This is a genomic window from Treponema denticola ATCC 35405 (assembly GCF_000008185.1).
Lineage (GTDB): Bacteria > Spirochaetota > Spirochaetia > Treponematales > Treponemataceae > Treponema_B > Treponema_B denticola.
In genome coordinates this window covers 2304885-2323425 of sequence record NC_002967.9, presented here as the reverse complement: position 1 = coordinate 2323425, position 18541 = coordinate 2304885, and the positions used below count along the sequence as shown (strand labels likewise).

Annotated in this window: 15 protein-coding genes; 11 read left to right on the top strand and 4 right to left on the bottom strand. The window is 38.7% G+C overall.

All coding sequences use genetic code 11. The annotated features are described in order from the left end of the window. The first annotated feature begins 26 nt into the window (after positions 1–26). The 6 genes from TDE_RS10785 (at position 27) to TDE_RS10760 (ending at position 8044) form a co-directional block, all read left to right on the top strand. Positions 27–1439 carry a hypothetical protein gene (locus TDE_RS10785; protein ID WP_002680176.1) on the top strand — a complete coding sequence of 471 codons (1413 nt, stop codon included), beginning with the start codon at positions 27–29 and terminating at the stop codon, positions 1437–1439. Further along, positions 1440–2411: an efflux RND transporter periplasmic adaptor subunit gene (locus TDE_RS10780; protein WP_002680174.1), complete on the top strand. Its 972-nt coding sequence runs from the start codon at positions 1440–1442 to the stop codon at positions 2409–2411. Positions 2412–2418: 7 nt separating this feature from the next. Continuing rightward, complete coding sequence (locus tag TDE_RS10775) at positions 2419–3657, top strand: ABC transporter permease (RefSeq protein WP_002680173.1); 1239 nt, start codon at positions 2419–2421, stop codon at positions 3655–3657. A 13-nt stretch (positions 3658–3670) separates the two neighbouring features. Continuing rightward, complete coding sequence (locus tag TDE_RS10770; protein ID WP_002680171.1) at positions 3671–4708, top strand: EF-P lysine aminoacylase GenX; 1038 nt, start codon at positions 3671–3673, stop codon at positions 4706–4708. 134 nt (positions 4709–4842) lie between these two features. Next, positions 4843–5916, top strand: coding sequence for a LysM peptidoglycan-binding domain-containing protein (locus TDE_RS10765; RefSeq protein ID WP_002680169.1), 1074 nt, complete (start codon positions 4843–4845; stop codon positions 5914–5916). Between the two features lie 61 nt (positions 5917–5977). Next, on the top strand, positions 5978–8044 hold the full coding sequence (locus tag TDE_RS10760; RefSeq protein ID WP_002680167.1) for a flagellar assembly lytic transglycosylase: 2067 nt from the start codon (positions 5978–5980) through the stop codon (positions 8042–8044). A 20-nt stretch (positions 8045–8064) separates the two neighbouring features. On the opposite strand, the gene TDE_RS10755 is transcribed toward TDE_RS10760, so the two are convergent. Further along, positions 8065–9546, bottom strand: coding sequence for an ATP-binding protein (locus tag TDE_RS10755; RefSeq protein ID WP_002674379.1), 1482 nt, complete (start codon positions 9544–9546; stop codon positions 8065–8067). Between the two features lie 304 nt (positions 9547–9850). Continuing rightward, positions 9851–10606 (bottom strand): SIR2 family NAD-dependent protein deacylase, encoded by a 756-nt coding sequence (locus tag TDE_RS10750; RefSeq protein ID WP_002675715.1) that lies wholly within the window; start codon positions 10604–10606, stop codon positions 9851–9853. A 92-nt stretch (positions 10607–10698) separates the two neighbouring features. Between TDE_RS10750 and TDE_RS10745 the strand changes: the two genes are divergently transcribed. Further along, positions 10699–11391, top strand: coding sequence for a protease PrsW (locus TDE_RS10745; protein ID WP_002667861.1), 693 nt, complete (start codon positions 10699–10701; stop codon positions 11389–11391). Between the two features lie 12 nt (positions 11392–11403). On the opposite strand, the gene truA is transcribed toward TDE_RS10745, so the two are convergent. Continuing rightward, on the bottom strand, positions 11404–12210 hold the full coding sequence (gene truA / locus TDE_RS10740; RefSeq protein ID WP_002667863.1) for a tRNA pseudouridine(38-40) synthase TruA: 807 nt from the start codon (positions 12208–12210) through the stop codon (positions 11404–11406). Then, on the bottom strand, positions 12210–13085 hold the full coding sequence (locus TDE_RS10735; protein ID WP_002667865.1) for a DUF2225 domain-containing protein: 876 nt from the start codon (positions 13083–13085) through the stop codon (positions 12210–12212). Before TDE_RS10735 ends, truA begins: the two co-directional genes overlap by 1 nt. 242 nt (positions 13086–13327) lie before the next feature. On the opposite strand from TDE_RS10735, the gene TDE_RS10730 reads away from it, so the two are divergent. The 4 genes from TDE_RS10730 to TDE_RS10715 all read left to right on the top strand — a co-directional run bounded on the left by TDE_RS10730 (position 13328) and on the right by TDE_RS10715 (position 18405). Beyond that, a complete protein-coding gene (locus TDE_RS10730) occupies positions 13328–14356 on the top strand; it encodes a hypothetical protein (RefSeq protein WP_002680164.1) in 1029 nt (342 codons plus the stop codon). Further along, positions 14271–14855, top strand: a complete 585-nt coding sequence (gene rdgB, locus TDE_RS10725; protein WP_010957197.1) for an RdgB/HAM1 family non-canonical purine NTP pyrophosphatase — start codon at positions 14271–14273, stop codon at positions 14853–14855. Before TDE_RS10730 ends, rdgB begins: the two co-directional genes overlap by 86 nt. A gap of 101 nt (positions 14856–14956) precedes the next feature. Beyond that, positions 14957–17056 carry a methyl-accepting chemotaxis protein gene (locus TDE_RS10720; RefSeq protein WP_002680161.1) on the top strand — a complete coding sequence of 700 codons (2100 nt, stop codon included), beginning with the start codon at positions 14957–14959 and terminating at the stop codon, positions 17054–17056. A gap of 359 nt (positions 17057–17415) precedes the next feature. After that, positions 17416–18405, top strand: a complete 990-nt coding sequence (locus TDE_RS10715; protein ID WP_002680159.1) for a formylglycine-generating enzyme family protein — start codon at positions 17416–17418, stop codon at positions 18403–18405. Positions 18406–18541: the final 136 nt, after the last annotated feature.

Here is an 18541-nt window from a genome sequence, read left to right as displayed (position 1 = left end):
TTTTTGTAATCTTACAAGTGTCAAAAATGCTTAAACATAATTCTTTTTTTATTTATCTCTTCATTTCATTAAATGTTCTTTTTGCTCAAGAAAATATTTATGACAAAATTTTGGAGTACCGCTGCAAAAACGATACCGATATTGTTTTGATAGAAAACGAAGCGGCGATAGCTCTAAATAATTATAAATCCGTAAGGCTTAATTCCATCTTTGCCTTTGACTTTAGTTCTACCTTAAATTTTAATCTTAGTTCCGAAAAGGATAAATCGGGATTTTCCGTACAGCCCTCGGTTTCGGCAGGTATGCCTCTTTATAATAATCTGGGACTCAAGCTGTCAGCCCCTTATTCCTATAAGATGGGAAAAAGCTCTCAAGATTTTTCGCTGGGGCTTTCGGGCGATATTTACAGCCAAGCCCGCAAAAGAAAAAAGCAGGAAATTGAAACTTCCTTGGAAGCTCTTAAAGAGGCCGAAAAAAAAGTAAAGAGCGTTAAAGAGCTTGCCGAAAAAAAACTTTTAACCGATATTCAAAAAATATTAAGCGAATATTCGGCTCTTCTTGCAAAAAGACTTTCAGGTATTCAGGCCGATATTAACTACAAACAGATTCTTGCAGAAGGCTATTCCGAAACATCTTCAAAGTTAAGAACGGCAAGGCTTAATTTGATAAGCTCCGAAAGGACAGAAAAAGAAACGGAATTTTCTTTTGAGGTTTCTGCCCGTCTTTTTTTTGAGTCCTGCGGTCTTGATATTCCAAAAAAAGATGAGGATGAATTTTTTATAAGGCTTGCAAAGAGCCTCCCTAAACAAAAGCTGATTTCTATGGAAAACCTGAAGGCCGAAAACTATAAGCCTCTTTTAAAAGCGGAAAATGATTATAAAAAACTTCTCGAAAAAAATAAAATGGATTTAAGCCCATTTTCGGCTTCTGCAAGTTTGGGATATTCTTATACTATGAACCAAAATAAGAACATAAGTTCGGGGCTGCAGCTGATGTTTCCCGGGGTAAGGCTTGATACGGGCCTTAGCTTAAGTCTGGACTCCGCTTCCGTTCCGGCCATGCAGGTGTCTTTTTCGATAAATCCGCTTGCAATTTATGATTATTATCTTAATAAAAAGAATGTTTCCTTAAAAGAAGCGGGCGAAAAGATAAAGCTGGGAAACACTAGAAATAATTTTGCTAAAGAGTTTAATACCTTTAAACTTAAATGGGAACAGCTTGAATGGCAGCAAATCCGCTATGCCGAAGAACTGGATATTTATAAAGAAAATGCCGAGGAACATGCTAAATGGTTCCAAAGGGGACTTATAAACGCTTTGGAAAATAAGCAGGCTTCTTTGCAATATATTACCGCTCTTTTAGGTTCAGCCGATTCGAATATTGCCGTACATATTTTCAATGCCGAATTAAAAGAAGCTTTCGATATAGAGGAAAAATAAATGCAGGATACAAAGCAAAAAAATAAAAATAAAAAGATTATTTTAATGGTTGCTGCCGCAATAATTATACTTTTGATAGTTTGGATTCTTTTTTTACCCAAGAAGGGAACTGAGGAGATTTCTCAAACGGTTACGGTAACTAAAGAAGTAATACAGGATGTTATTCAAGTTTCAGGCTATATCCAGCCTGCTCAACAGCAAAACCTTCACTCTCCCGGCGAGGGCCTTATAAAAAAAGTTGCGGTTAAAGAAGGCGATACCGTAAAAAAAGGCGACCTTATCTTTGCTCTTGACAATACCTATCAGGCTTTTCAAGTTGCAAAGCAGGAATTTCTTATCGAAAAAGAAAAATTGCAAGGCTATTCTAAAAACCTTGAACTTATGAAACTGGAGCTTGAATCTTTAAAGAGGGCCTTACGGGATAGAAGCGTTTATGCAAAGTTTGACGGTATAGTCGTTTCTTTTGATCTTACCGAAGGTTCATATGTTATGCCCAAGGATAATTTCGGGGTGATTATAGACCGCTCCTTTTTTAAGTCTACTGTCGATGTTTCAGAAGGAGATGTTCCTAGGTTAAAAGTAGGGCAAAAAGTTTTACTCAGCTTTCAAGCTCTCGGCGATGAAAAAGTGGAAGGCCGTGTTACCTATCACTCTTCAATCGCTAAGTCCGGCAGCCAAAGGGGTGCTACTGTGATAGAAACAAAGATAGTTGTCGATAAGCTCCCCGAAAATGTTTTACCCGGTTATTCTTTTAGCGGAAACATTATTGCCGGTGAAGATGAAGAAGTTTTGCTTTTGGATCAAACGGCTCTTTCCTACGATAAGGGCGAACCATACGTTGAAAGGCTTCTTGAAAACGGCAAGATTGAAAGGGTTAATGTCGAGGTTGAAGCCTATACTCAGGGCACCGTAAAAGTTTTATCCGGCTTAAAGGAAGGCGATACCTTGAGAGTAAAGCCTCCTAAGTGGTAAGAGAAAAATGTTTGAAGATTTTATAAATGCCCTTCATAATTTTAGAACAAACAAGATGCGGACCCTTCTTTCCTTATTGGGCATAGTGATTGGCGTTACCTCGGTTATAATTGTTACAAGCCTTGCAAGTTCTCTTTCAAACAGCATGATAAAAGAATTTGAAGAGTTCAGTATGGATATAATCAACATAGGAACTCAGGCGGATAATCCCGAATTCGCAGGTGAAGGTAAAATCATAAAATTTGATGAGGCTTTCCGTAAAAAGCTGATGCAAAAAATCCCCGAGATAAAGCATGTTTTTTATTCCAACACTTTTCAAGCCTCAATTATAAGGAATGATTTGCGGATTGAAATTAGCGATATAGAAGGAATTGAAGCTGAAAGGCTTGAATCTCACCGAGTGGTTATGGATTACGGCAGTTTTTTTTCTTCTTCCGATTATTCTACGGGAGCTGAAAAGGCTATTATAGGCGAAAGGATAGCTTTTCAGCTTTTTCCCGAGGGCAGGGCTGTAGGTAAATTTATTACTTTGCAGATTCCGTCAAGCAGCGAAAAGTCTCCTCCCCTTATTGTGCGTCTTCAGGTCATAGGCGTTGTAAAACCCAAAAATACCTGGGTGATCCGCACCTCTGATGCCGTCTTTGTTCCAAGAAAATTTGCTCTGAGTAGGCTTCCGGGAAAGGTATCTGAGGCTGTTTGGGCAGCCGAAGTTGCTATCTCGGACCCTAAGGTCTCCTCCAAGGTTGAAGTAAAGATTCAAGATTTTTCTGAAGAACTGTCGGGCGGTAACCGCTTTGCTCTGTGGGTTTACTCTGCCCGTCAGCAGTTTGAGCAAATGACTAAGATTACAGGAATGGTAAGTCTTGTGCTTTCTGCCATAGCCGGAATATCCTTGCTTGTCGGGGGTATAGGCATTATGAATATAATGCTTGTTACCGTTACCGAGCGCCGAAGGGAGATAGGTATAAGAAAGGCTCTCGGAGCCACGGGCGGAGCCATAAGAATGCAGTTTTTAATAGAATCGGCTTCTCTTACTCTTACAGGCGGGCTCATAGGTATAGTTTTAGGGCTTCTAATCAGTAAGCTGATTGTAAACGTCTTCTTCCCTCCCGAAATAATCTTTTTACCCAATTTTTCGGGCTCGCTGATAGCCTTTTCGGTAAGCGTATGTACGGGAATATTTTTCGGCCTTCATCCTGCTATCAAGGCTGCAAGGCTTGATCCCGTCCTAGCCCTTGCAGAATAAATGAGGTTTTCTTATGGATATTGAAGCTTTAGAATTGCGTGCCCTTAGTATTCAGGCCGCAAGGGAATTTTTTATTAAAAAAAATTATTTGGAATTGGATACGCCGGCTCTTTCGGGAGAGCTAATCCCTGAAACCTGTTTGGAGGTTTTTAAAACGGAATATCTAAGTCCGTCCTTGTTAAAAAAAAGCCCTACAGGAAAAGCCCTTTTTTTGGTCCCTTCTCCCGAAGTTTATATTAAGCCGATAATAGCCCAAACTTCCCGCTCGGTTTTTCAAATTTCAAAATGCTACCGCAATGCAGAATCGATAGGCAATATCCATAGCCCCGAATTTACCATGCTCGAATATTATACGGTAAACGCAAACTATAAAGATTCCGTAAAGATAAGCGAAGAATTTTTAAGCCATGTTTCCGATAGGGTAAAAGAAAATCCTCTTGTTGACAGGGAGGTCTTAAAAACCTTATCAAAGGGATTTGAGTGCCTGACTATGGACGAAGCCTTTAGAAAATACGCAGGAGTGCCTTTAAGTACGGAACATTCACCGGAGGAGCTTGCTTATTATGCCGAAAAGTTAGGGCTCGGAGAAGCTGAAAACTATTCGGATTGGAAAGAGGACGATTTATATGAGCTTATTTTAGTCCATGCAGTTGAGCCCAATCTTCCTAAAAACAGACTCATAGCTATTTTGGATTATCCCGCCTTCGTGCCCTGCCTTGCCGCAGAAAATTCCAAAAGGGTTTTAAATAAAAAAAATGAAGCTCTTGAATGGAAGACCGTCGAGCGATGGGAAGTTTATTTAAACGGGGTTGAGCTTGCAAACTGCTATACCGAAGAAAGGAATAAAAGCAAAATAAATTCTTATTTTAAAAACGAAAACGAATTAAAGCAAAAAAACGCTCTCGTTCCTCATCCGCCGGTAAAAAACTTCGGGGAGACTTGCTCTAAGATGTCGCCATGCTCAGGTGTTGCCATGGGCTTCGACCGCCTTATCATGCTCTTGGCAGGAAAAAAAACTCTTAGTCCTATAATTTATCGTAATAATTTTTAAATCCGGATATAAGTATTATGCAACTTTATTGGGATTTTCGTTTTAAATTCATTGACAAGAACCTGTTTTGCGTTTAAAATGGTTATAGATGTCTAGAAGCAATTATTAAATTTTGAATTTTGCAGGAGGATATTATGGCTTCAAAAATAGGAATAAAACTTGCAGACGGGACATTTTTCCCGATTTTGGATGAAAGTGCACTTTCCGAGCAATCTTTGGAATTGACTACGGTTAGGGATGATCAGGAAAGTGTTCAAATAAATTTATTTAAACAAGTTGACGGGGCAGAGCCCGAATATATAGGCTCCCTTATTGTAGAAGATATTTCAACGGGGCGTGCCGGTGATCCCACTATAAATTTAAAAATAAAGCTTGATGAAGAAAAAAATCTTTCTGCAGAAGCCGTCGATGAGGGCTCCGGATCTCATCAATCGCTAAGAGTATCTTTAAAAAATCTTGATGAGGCAAGCCTTGAAGGTATGGATTTTGATTTTGCTTCCCTTGATTCCTCATCCGGGTTTACAAGTGGTGATGACGATTATTTTATAAAAGAAAGTGATGATCTTTCGTTTGATGAATCGCTTGAATCTCAGGCTGATTCTCAACTTTACGATAATGAAGAAAAACCTGAAAAAAAGAAAAAGATGCCTTTGTGGCTTATAATTATAATAATAATTCTTTGTATAACAGCCTTGGTATTTGCCATTCTTCTTTTGACAAAAAAAATGCCCTTTGCCGATAAAGATAAGATAGCTTCGGTTCCTGAAAAAGTTGAACAGGTGCAAGAGTCAAAAAAAGATGTAAATGCGACAACCTCTAATGTTCCTAAAGAAAATACCGCAGAAAAAGCTGCCGCTGAAGCCAAGCGAAAAGCTGAAGAAGAGGCCAAACAAAAGGCTGAAGCTGAAGCCAAGAAAAAAGCCGAGGAAGAAGCCAAGCAAAAGGCTGAAGCCCAGGCTAAAAAGAAGGCTGAAGAAGAAGCTAAACAAAAAGCAGAGGCCAAGAAAAAGGCTGAAACTCAACAAAAATCGAATACAAATTCAAATGGCGCAGTACGGTACAAGATCAAATGGGGAGATACTCTGTGGGATCTATCCGAGACCTATTATAAAACGCCTTGGCTTTACAAAAAGATAGCGGATTACAACAAGATTAAAAATCCTAATCTTATTATAGCAGGAACTTATATAGATATTCCGCCTAAATAATTTTTAAGAGGATAGCCTTATAACATCCAAATTTACCCGCATCGCTTTAATATGGTTCTTTTTGTGCGTTTGTCTTTGCAGCGTTTCCTGTGCGGGCTCTTACGATAAAACGGGAGAAGCCCGCCTGATTGAGGACCTTTATTCGGAAAATTTTTACCGTTTTTTAAAACCTCAAGCTTTGGAATTGAAGAAGCTGTATAATACCGATCCTTCATCCTTGTACTATATAGGTCTTGCCCTCCAAAAGGCGAAGGTGGGGGCTTCGGATAAAAAAATCTATGATGCATCGGCTAGGGCTTATTTTGAGTACGCAGTAAAAAATGCTCCCATGCCCTATAAAAAACTGGCCGATGATGCTCTTTATTCTCTTTTATCCAATGAAGAAAAACTTAAGCGGCTTGAAGAAAAACTTGCTTTACCCGAAGCTATTCAATTAGACAATAAATTAGACAATCAAACAATAAGATCCGAAATCCAAAGGCTGCTATTTTTATCGGGAAATTTTACAAGAATGGATCAGTCTTTGCCTGATTACCTTAACACACAAAAATTTGATGCGGAAATTATTGAAGGCCTAAAAAATATCGAAAAAAAGCAGAATGAATTAAAAGACTGCGGAGACGATTTTTTTAATATTTTAAAAGCAAGAAAGCTAAACTTTGAATCTCGGTTTGAAGATGCGTGGATTATTTTTAAAAGTTTAATGGAAGCCGGGGATAATCCATGCTTTGAACATAGAATTGTTCTCTCTGATGCGGGAAAGGCTGCCTTAGCAGGCTCCTCCGACAATGCTGCGGATGCCCTCCTTTTTGAAAATCGGCTTGATTTTTATGAAAAAAAATCCGTAAAAAATTCCGACTACATTGTTCAAAAATACATGTATGCTTTTTATGCTGCCCGCCTGCGTCTAAAGATGGGCGGAAAGGAAAATACCGAAAAGGCTCTTTTACTTTTTAAAAAGGCAAAGACCTATCCGCCCCAATCCTACGATTATGATGTTGCCCTTTGGTACATCCTCGATATAGAAAAAAGCAGATCGTTTAAGGTGTTTTTTGATGAGCTTTGCCTGTCTGTTCCCTCATGGAAGAATCCTTCGGTTTATGAAGAACTGACAGCTCATGCCTGTATGAAGCTGGTTCTTTCCCGGGATTGGAAAGGACTTGAAAAACTTCAAAAAGCCGTTCAAAAAACAAATCTTCTGACGGCACGAGCCCGTCTTGCTTATATTCTTGCACGTTCTAAAAAATCATTGGATGCAGAGTCTCAAAAGCTTTACCGTGAAGCTTATGAAAAAGATCATAATTCCTTTTATTACAGGCTTATGGCTGCTTATCAGCTTGGGCTTCCTATTTCCTCTTCTCCATACGGAAAAAATTATAAAAGAAAAGGCAGCAGCGGCTTTTCGGATGAAGAGACTGTTCGGATTTTAAAAGGTTTTGTAAAATATAAACTTTATTCCCAAGTGTACAATAAAATTACCGTTTTATATCCTCAGATCAGTACGGAAGAAGCCGCTTTTTTTTCGCAAGCTTTATCGGAAAACGGCTATTATGCCGACTCCATGAGAATTATGACCTTTGCGGTCAACTCCGAAGGTGCCGAATTTGGAGATGAACACTTAAAGTTGATTTATCCCCGTCCTTGGCTTGAGTCGGTTAAAAGATATGCGGCAGAATACAATTTACCTGAATATCTTTTATACGCCTTGCTTAGAAGCGAAAGTTATTTTAAGCCTGAGGTTGTTTCTCATGCGGGTGCGATAGGACTTGCCCAGCTGATGAAGCCTACTGCTGCCGATATTGCCCGCCGTCTGAAGCTGGAAACTTATGACCTTAACAATCCCGATACAAATATCCGTTTCGGAGCCTTCTATCTTTCGGATATGGTAAACCGTAACGGCGGAAAAATTATGCATGCCCTTTTTTCTTATAATGCAGGTCCCAATGCAGTCAAACGCTGGGTAAGGCAGGCCGGTGATTTGCCGACCGACTTATTTTTAGAAAGCCTTGCTTATGCGGAAACAAGGGGCTACGGTAGAAATGTGCTTGCCGCCGCGATTATCTACGGGCATTTATATTACAATAAAACCTACCGCGAAATTATAAAAGAGCTTTTTCCGGATATTTAACACTGGGATTCTTGCATTTCTTACTTTGAAAAAGCAAATTCAAAGCGTTCACAGAGTTTTTTAAGTTGTTCTTCCGACTTTATTTTGAATCTTTTTAGCAAGGCTTCAGGGATCTGATAGTAATCTATTTTCCCTTGTGAAAAATTAAGCATAAAGTCTGCAAAGCAAACGCTTTCAACCAATTCTCGATGTTCTTCGGGTGCATTTTCAAAATTATCCTGATATCTTATCGTTACTACTATGGGTTCGGGGAAGTTCCACTTTTCTGCAAGGGTAGCTCCTATTTCTGCTTGAGCCATTCCGCTCATAATCATGTCCATAACCTGAGGCGGTATGTTCCTTTCGGCTTGAATTTCTGCCAGTTTTACAAGCAGCTCAGGGTACATTGAACCAAGGATAATCTTTCCAAGGTCATGGAGAAGACCGCAAATATATGCATCATCAACTATAGTGCGTTTGCCGGTAAGTTTTGCAACATTTAAGGAGAAAAAGGCCAGCCTGTAAGCATTTTCCCAAATTTCCTTTTGCTCTTTTTCCGTTGTTTCCAATATTTTGATGGTTCCCATAGAGTAAAGCAGGTTTTGTATTCCTCTCAAGCCTACGAACTTGACAGCTTCGACAATGTTCATACAGGGTTTTGAAAGACCGAAAGCTACGGAGTTTACATGTTTTAGAAGGTCTGTTGCCAATCCTATATCGCTGCTTATAAGCTGGGCAATTTTTTGCATCTTTGATTCCGGATCGTTAATAGCCCTCTGTATCTGCATAATATTTTCGGGGAATTGCGGTATTTCGTTGATATATTCTACAATAGCCTTTGTAAGAGGTACAGCCTCTTTTTTTAGCTTCAATCTTAGGGGAATAATAACACGGTTTAATGTTACTCCGTCTACAACATCAATTGTGTATGACTTTTCATCCAGACCCATTTTTTTGAGCATTAGAACCATTATTACAAGACCTAAACCGGCTCCTTCGGTATTGTCTAAAACTTGAGTAAAGGCTTCATCCAATGATGAAAATTGTCTTGCTCTGACTATTTTGTCAAAAATTCTCTTAAATTCTTGGCGGGTTAGGGCCGAGTTATTGCTTACTTCAAGGACTATATTGTCATTTTTAAGTTGAAGGGACAGTTTGATATAAAGACCTGCCTTTTTTTGAAGTTCCAGATAATGATCCATGTTTGAGATTGTATCTTCTTTAAAATCCTTCATTCCCTGTTCATAGTCTTCGGCATCGGAAATATTTAAGCCTCTTTCTTTAAAATATACTCTTTTTGTATTGGCTTTTTTTGCGTTTGTTGTGAGCTCATTTGTGTAATATACGATATAATCTGTAATATCGGTACAATGCAGCTGCCTTAAAAATTCCGATATAACATCCGTAATATAAACTTCAGTTTCTTTAGGCAAAGTATATGAAGTTATAACGATAGGAACACCCAAACGTATGGCTGTTTCAATTTTTTCCGAATCAACGATTATTCTTTTATCTTTTTCCATGAGACACATCCTAACACATAAATAAAAAAAAATAAATACCTTTTTAGTAATTTACTGTAAATCTTTTTCAATTTATTTATTGGCATTAAAACCTTAAATCTTGAATGCTTGTTTTGCACTATATATAAAAAAATCGCCCCGGGAGTATGCGGACCGGGGCGATTAAAATAGAGTATAAACCATTCACATATAAATACTTTTATGAACGCTTTACGCAGGTAATTTAGGATAATTACCCGCAATCTGTGCCTAAATGTAAGTTACCATATTCTTACTTTTTTGTCAAGTGAATTTAGATAAAAAATTAAACTTTCTTTAATCTTTTGTCTATTTCTTCGAAAGTTTCTTCCAAATCTTCAAATAAAAGGTCCGTATAGGAGTCAAATTGGGTAGGCTGATTGTTTACTATCGCTATCTTACCTCCGTTTCTTAAAGTATAAGCCGGAAGAGCTGCTGCGGGATAAACCAAAAGACTTGTACCTAAAACCAGCATAAAATCCGACTTGGAAGCTTCCGTTTCTGCCTTCATTAGGGCTTTTTGAGGAAGGGCTTCTCCAAAAAAAGTTATTGCCGGTTTTATAGGACTTCCGCATTTAGGGCACCTTGGTACTTCTCCCGTTTTAGCCGTTTTTGCGGTTTCTTCAAAGGTTTCGGTGTAAGAGCAGTTTATACAATAGTGAACCGATGGAGAGCCGTGTACCTCAATTACATTTTTGCTTCCAGCCTTTTGATGGAGTAAATCAATGTTTTGGGTTATTACGGCTTTTAGGATGCCCCTTTTTTCAAGGTCGGCAAGGACGGTATGCACGATTGCAGGCTGCTTTTCTTCCAATCCGTAGATAAATTCCTTGGCCATTCCGTAATAAACCGAAGGATCCCGATAAAAGACGTCTATATCGAACATTTTCTCCGTGTTCGGCTGTTTATAAAGGCCGTCTTTTCCTCTAAAGTCCTTGATTCCTGCAAGGGTGCTTATTCCGGCTCCCGTGAAGGCTACGAGGTGCCTTGCTTTTGTAATTTCCGAAAAAAGTTTGTCATAATCGTTTTTTTCTTTATCCATAGTCTTAACCCCATATAAATATTATAAGGCATTTTCCTTTCAAAATAAAGACCTTGTCGGTAAACCTCTTGAATTTAATTCTTTTTCAATGTATGCTTACAAATATGCAGATTGCAGCACTAATGTTTCTTTCTTTTGCACTTGCAATTATTTGGGCTTTTATTGTTATAAGAAAAGAAAATTTATCGGTTAAACCATTATTATATATTTTTTTGTTTTCATTTTTTGCAGTCCTTATTTCGATTTTAATGCAGACTATTGTATACTTTTTGTCGCAGGATTTTTTAAAAACTACGGGATATGCTTACGGCATTCTTTTTGACTGTTTTATTCATTCTTCTCTGCCGGAAGAAACCGTTAAGGCACTGCTTTTTTCTATTTTTGTAAAATTGCTTTGGTCGGATAAGATGAAAAATATGGATGAGATTACTCCGGCTCAAAACAGGGCGAATATAAGGATTCTGATGCTTTTATCGGTGTTTTACGGCTTAATTTTTGCCTCTTTTGAGAATCTTGCTTATGCAATACGTTATCCGGAGGCAATCTGGCTTAGATCTTTTACTTCAAATATCTTACATGCGTGTTTGGGTGTATACTATCTTGAAATAAGCATGGTGCAAAAGACGAGGAATATTATAAAGCCTTTTCTTTTTACTTGGGGTATACACGGCCTATATAATATGTTTTTTTCCATAGGCTCTTATTTTGTAATCTTCGGAATAGTTATTGTGTTTTTTGTTATTTCTAATGCGGTAAGCAGATATGACCGCTTTAAGAGTAATTAAGTTTACTGTCTATTAAAAGGTTTCCGGCGGTGCTTTAAGCAGGTCTTCAGGATATTCTATCGACCATAAAAAAAGGCCTTGGGGCGGTGCTGTGGGGCCTGCCTTTTCCCTCATCTTTGATTCTAAGATATCTTTAAAATCTTTTTTGGAAGCTCCGATTTCGTCTAAATGCAAAAGAGTTCCTACTATTGAGCGTACCATCTTCCATAAAAAGGCATTTGCACAAATTTCAAAAATAAGATAATCGTTTTCGATAAAAAAAACTGCTTTTTTGATATAGCGGGATTTACTTATACTTTGATCTCCGGCTGCAGAAAAAGCGGTACAATCCAATTCTCCTGAAAGGCAGGAGGCCATTTCGTTTAAGGCGGCTATGTCGGGGTATCTTCTTATGTGCCAAGTATAGGGCTGCTCGTGGGCGAAGATTGTTTTGCCGCATTTGATCTTATAGCGGTAGGTTCTTGAAAGAGCATTAAAGCGTGCATGCAGGAGGGGGGACACTTCAGCTGCATCCATCACCCTTATATCCTTAGGCAGGATTGAGTTAAGTGCCGGTAAAAAATTTGAGGCCCTCATGCTTTTTATATCGCAAAAAAAGTTTACGGCCTGGCGGGCTGCGTGTACACCTGAATCCGTACGGCCTGAGCCGTTTGTTTCTATAGGATGTTTATGAATTTTGGTTAAGGCTTTTTCCAATTCTCCTTGAACCGTCCGGAAGGTTTCAGCTCCTTCCTTGGTTTGTTTTTGCCATCCGCAAAAATTCGTACCGTCATAGGAAATGGTAAGGAGTATGTTTTTTTGATTTTGGGAGATTTCCATTAATCTTCTACATCCTTTAGCTCTACCTTGAGAGTGTCGTAAAGGCTTCTTGCCGCTTCCAAAATCGGGCCCGGCTTATTTTTACTTGATTTTCCTAGACCGAACATTTTTGCAAGGGCAAATTTGTGATAATCCAAGCGTTTTAGGCGCATGTCCATGTCGATCTTTTGGCCATACTTATATTCAAGGAGGGCTGAAAGATAGATTATACCGTCATAACCGTAGTTTTTATCTACATCAGGGCCGAAAGATTTTAAGCCTGCAATTATTTCCGTTCCTGTCGATTCCAATTCAAGAGCACGGCGGTAAAGAAAGGTTGCCTTTCGATAAAAAAGGTCTGAAACATATTTATAATTTTCTTCAGGGTATTTTTTACCAAGTTCGTCAAAGAGCCATGCCGCTCTTATGGCACAGATAGCCTGTTTTATCGTGGGCGAAAATTTTTCTTCAAAAAGTTCGTAACATAAAATGGCAAGGTAATATGAGGCTGCTCCTTCATTTAAACCGCGGGATTTTGTAAAATCAACGTTATGGAAAAGACCTTTTACGGCCTCATATCTTGCTTCGGTATTTTCAAAAAGTTTTTCTATGACCGGACGGGAAGGAATGGCAAAATCTTGCGGAAAGGCTGTATAAAGACATTTGTGACAGACCGTTAAATTGTACACTGTAGGAAATATTTCTCCGTATTTTGCCGAAGGTTCATAAAGTCTGCGTAATTCATCGGTAAGGTCTCCGGCAATTAAGCGTCCTCCGCCTGAGTGCAGTTCTTCTCTTTTAAATTTTGTACTGCACACGGGGCACTGTACTTGTTCCTTTGAGTAAAAAGTTATACTTCCTGTACGGGATTCCTTTTCTGCTTGTTTTCTTATCATAATTTTCTTCTCCGCTTTTGATTATCGGCATTTTTTGTGTTTTGAAGACCGATAAGCTCAGTCTTTTTATGGAAAATCTCATTTTTTTATTGATAATTTTTTAAGCTCTTATAAAAAAATTGAAAAACTCATTTTTCAAGATTATAAAAACTAAAAAATATCCAAACTAATAAGCTTTTTTCAAGCTGCTGTTTTGCACTCTTTTTGCTTCCATAAAACATATAATGTTAAAGGAGGTAAAAGTGAATTTCAGTTTAGAAAAAGGAGAGGAATTTGTCAAGGCCTACAATAACGATAAGACAAATCCGTCAAGACGACAAAAAGTTTTAATGTCTATCTTTGAGATGATTTATGTCAATTTGGAAAGTTTCGGTGTGTATTTTGCGGACGAAGATTTACGCAGTGATTTTTTACTCAAATTTTATTATAAGCTTCCTAGGATTTTGGAAAATTATAATTCTTCACTGTCAAGTTTTTATACTTATTTAACAAATCATATTCGTTTTTATTATTTAACGTTTAAATGCAAAACCGTAAGGCACGAGATAAATGATACCGTTCTTGCCGATCAAGAAGGAGCAAGATGGGAGTATCTTATGGGGGAGTATGATTTAGAGGAAAATTTTAATTTTTATGTAGCCGAGTCTGAACCGGAATACTGCAATGTAAAAACAGGGGATTTGGGTTTGAAATATGACAAAAATTTCTCAAAAGAATCGATGCATATGAGAGAGCTTTATTTTAGTATGCCTTGCAAACATAGACGAATTTTCTTGCTTGCGTGCAAGGCTTGTTTTTTTCTTGATGATGATTTGATCGATAAAATAGCTGCCGAAATTAAAATGGATTCATGGTTTCTATGTTCTATTCTTCATGATTTAAAGGCTGCCTGTTTTAACCGTTACGAAAAAATAAATTATTGTGTCGGTAATAGAAACAGGTATTACGTAAAGGCTCAACTTTTTAAATATCTTTTACTTCATACTTATAATACAAGAAGTCAGCTTAAAAAAATTTGTTTTTCACTAAAACATAACCGTCATTTATGGGATAAAACAAAAAAAATAAATAGAAGGCAGATAAAGGCTCCAAGCAGTACCGATATAGGAAAGTATATAAATGTATATAAGGGTACAATCGACAAAAATATTGCAAAGAGTTTAAAAATTTGGTATACTCAACAGCATGAAAATATATCTGGCATCCGGAAATGTAAACAAAAAAAGGGAAGTGCAGGAGCTTCTTCCGTCTCATACGATCGTTTTGCCTAAAGATGAGGGCATAGAATTTGATCCTGAAGAAACGGGAAGTACTTTTTTTGAAAATGCTATGATAAAGGCAAAGGCTCTTTACCATATTGTAAAAGCTCCTGTTCTTGCAGATGATTCCGGTCTTTGTGTCGACTTTTTAAACGGAGCTCCCGGTATTCATTCCGCACGATACGGTTCTATTGAAGGAGAGCATGTTTCGGCTGAAGCAGGTATTAACAAGGTCCTTTCAGAATTAAAGGGCGTAAAAGACCGAAGTGCCCGTTTTGCTTGCTGCATGGTTTGCCTTTTGGACGAAAACCGTTTTTATTCGGTGCAGGAAACATGTGAAGGTCATATAACCGAAGCTCCGTCAGGTTCGGGCGGTTTCGGCTACGATCCCATATTCTTTGTAGAAAAGTTCGGCAAAACCTTTGCCGAACTTACTTCTGAACAAAAAAATTCCATTTCGCATAGGGGCAGAGCTCTTTTTTCAATTTCAAGATTTATAAAGGGGTCTTAACAGCTATTTTTTTTAATAAAGGGATATTGGATATATTGATATATTTTACATTTTTGTATATATTTAAACCAATAAAATATTGAATAGGATATAGAGGTTATATGAAAAATAAAAAGCATTTTTCAATACGAAAAAAATTATTGATTGTTTTCGGATTATTGATTATATTGGGCGGAGTTATACAGGGCTCCGTATCGTGGTATACCTTTAGAAAGACAATGATTAAAGATGTCGAAGAACGCTTAACGGATAAGGCTGCCGATATTGCTATCCTTGTGGAAAGCATAATAGATGTCGATTTTGAGTATTTAAGAGGTGTGGCTCGTATTCCCGATTTAAATGACGACAGTTTGTCGTATCCTCAAAAATCTGCACGGCTGCAGCAGGAGCTCTCCTCAGACAATGACGGTGCTTTTTTAAATATATGCGACTTAAACGGCAATACATATTATATGGACGGAAGAGTAGTTTCGGTTGCAGACAGATATTGGTATAAGACGGCTCTTGAAGGAAACTATTTTATTTCGGAGCCCTATCTTTCTCCGGACACGGGTAAGATTCACGTCGTTTTTTCTTTGCCGATTTACAACACAGACGGTGAAATTTCGGGTGTTATGTGCGCAGGGCTTCAAGGGCTTATTTTGTCGGAAGATATTAAAGATCTTATTATAGGTAAAACAGGTTACTGCTACATGATGGGTAAAGACGGTACCATTATTGCACATAGGGACAATAAGCTTGTTTCCGGTTTTGTCAATTATCAAAAACTTGCGGAAAATGATGCCGAATTGAAATCGGTAGCGGAATTTCAGAAAAAAGCCTTGCAGGATGAAGAGCCGGGAGTAGGTTATTACACTCTTGACGGAGAAAAAAATATCGGCGCTTATGCAAAAATGGAAAAGAACGGATGGACGATCGTTATACGGGCTCCTGTAAACGAATTCTTAATTTCGCTTAATACGCTGACCCGCGCAATCATAATTTCAGTTATTATAATACTGCTTGTAACAATAATTATTGCGTTTATTATTTCTACAAAGATGGTAGGGCCCGTGAAGACTGCCATGAATGTGCTTAGGGATATTGCCCAAGGCGAAGGAGACCTAACCGTTCAGCTTCCTCTTATCGGAAATGATGAGGTTACTCAGCTGTCGGAATATTTTAACGAAACAATCGAAAAAATACGTCTTTCCATTAAATCTGTTGATTTAAATGCCGGAACAATGCAGAATATCGGTGACGAGCTTGCGGGTAATATGACGGAAACTGCAAGCGCAGTAAACCAAATAAGTGCAAACGTTGAAGGTATTAAGCAGCAAGCTATTACACAGGCCGCAAGTGTCAGCCAGACATCGGCAACCGTAGAAGAAATTATCAATACGATAAAAAAACTTGATGAGAGAATAGAACTTCAGGCATCCAGCGTTGCCCGTTCTTCTGCTTCGGTGGAAGAGATGGTTGCAAACATCGGCTCAATTACTCAAACCCTTGAAAAAAGCGACGATGCCATTAAAAATCTTGCAACGGCAACCGCCGACGGAAAAGATACAGTGTTAAACTCGAATACGATTACACAAAAAATAGCCGAAGAATCGGGCAGCCTTTTGGAAGCTTCAAGTGTTATTCAGCACATTGCAAGCCAGACAAACCTCCTTGCGATGAACGCCGCAATTGAGGCTGCCCACGCAGGCGAAGCCGGAAAAGGTTTTGCTGTCGTAGCCGATGAAATAAGAAAACTCGCTGAGGATTCCGCTGCTCAAGGTAAGACCATTACCGCCGTATTAAAAACCTTAAGCAACGAAATTGAAGTCTTGTCGTCTTCTTCCAAAACCGTTGAAGAAAAATTTAATACCATCTTCTCGCTTTCCGAAGAAGTAAAGACGATGAGTAATACTTTAACCGAAGCAATGAGGGAACAGGAAAACGGAAGTAAAGAAGTGCTTGCCGCTATCCGAGACATCAATGCCGTAACGGTAGAAGTAAAAGAAGGTTCCGCCGAAATGTTAAGAGGCGGCGAGCAAACTGCCGAAGAAATGCAAAAACTGGACGGTCTTACGCGGGTTATTACCGACGGAATGAACGAAATGGCTGCCGGCGTTATCGAGATAAACAATGCGGTACAGGAAGTAAACGAAATTACTCAAAAAAATAAGATAAGCATAGAAAACCTTGCGGATGAGGTTAAAAAGTTTAAGATTTAAAAGGAAGCATCTCGAATTAAAATCAAATGAAACCTCTAAAAATTGAAGTTTTTAGAGGTTTCCTATTGTAAATTTGATAATTGATACGTGAGTTTTTCTATATTTTATGCTATAATTAAGCCATGGTAACGAAATTTTTTGTCGATTTACAATTTTCTCTTTCCCGATATTTACGGAATAAAAATGACTTGAAAAATGTTAGCCTAGGTTTACCCCCCCCCATTTTCTCTATTAAGTAAAATATCTCTAATTAAAGCTGTTAATACTTATTTTTCTCAATCTAAAAACCGCAGGGTTGAATTTATTCGGCTTTGCAGTTTTTTGTATAAATTAAATTATTTTGTAAGGAGGGATTAGCTATGAAAAACACTAATTCCAAACTGAAGACTAAGGTCTTAAATCGGGCAATATCTATTACTGCATTGTTGTTGGCTGCGGGAGTCTTATTGACCGGTTGTCCTACAGGTCAGGGAAAATCCGGCGGAGGTGAATCTTCTGAAGTAACTCCTAATACTCCTGTTGATAAGACATATACTGTAGGTTCAGTCGAATTTACCATGAAAGGAATAGCTGCCGTGAATGCCCAGTTGGGACATAATGATTACTCTATTAACCAGCCGCATACCGTAAGTTTAAGTGCCTATCTTATAGGGGAGACAGAAGTAACGCAGGAGCTGTGGCAGGCAGTGATGGGCAATAATCCGAGCCATTTTAATGGAAGCCCTGCCGTAGGCGAAACACAGGGAAAGCGTCCTGTAGAAAATGTAAACTGGTATCAAGCAATAGCTTTTTGTAATAAACTCAGTATAAAACTAAATCTTGAACCCTGCTATACGGTAAATGTTGGAGGAAACCCCGTTGATTTTGCTGCTCTTAGCTTTGATCAAATTCCTGACAGTAATAATGCAGATTGGGATAAGGCAGAGCTAGATATAAATAAAAAGGGCTTTAGACTTCCAACGGAGGCGGAATGGGAATGGGCAGCTAAGGGAGGAACTGATGATAAATGGTCAGGAACAAATACCGAGGCTGAACTTAAAAACTATGCTTGGTACGGTTCAAACAGCGGATCAAAAACCCATGAGGTAAAGAAGAAAAAACCTAATTGGTATGGTCTTTATGATATTGCGGGAAATGTAGCGGAATGGTGCTGGGATTGGCGTGCCGATATCCATACCGGGGACTCTTTCCCTCAAGACTATCCTGGCCCCGCGTCAGGCTCTGGCCGTGTTTTACGCGGCGGCAGCTGGGCCGGCAGCGCGGACTACTGCGCTGTAGGCGAACGGGTCAACATCAGTCCTGGCGTCAGGTGCAGCGATCTTGGCTTCCGCCTGGCTTGCCGGCCTTAAGTTCACACATTTTGCCGGAGAGGTTGAGCAGCGCAGGGCGCAGCGGAAGCCGCCCGAAGCGGTGAAACCGAACAGGCAAAATGTGTGGTGTGGTGCAGTAAATTTTTGAAAATAATGATTAACCTGCACTATGTCA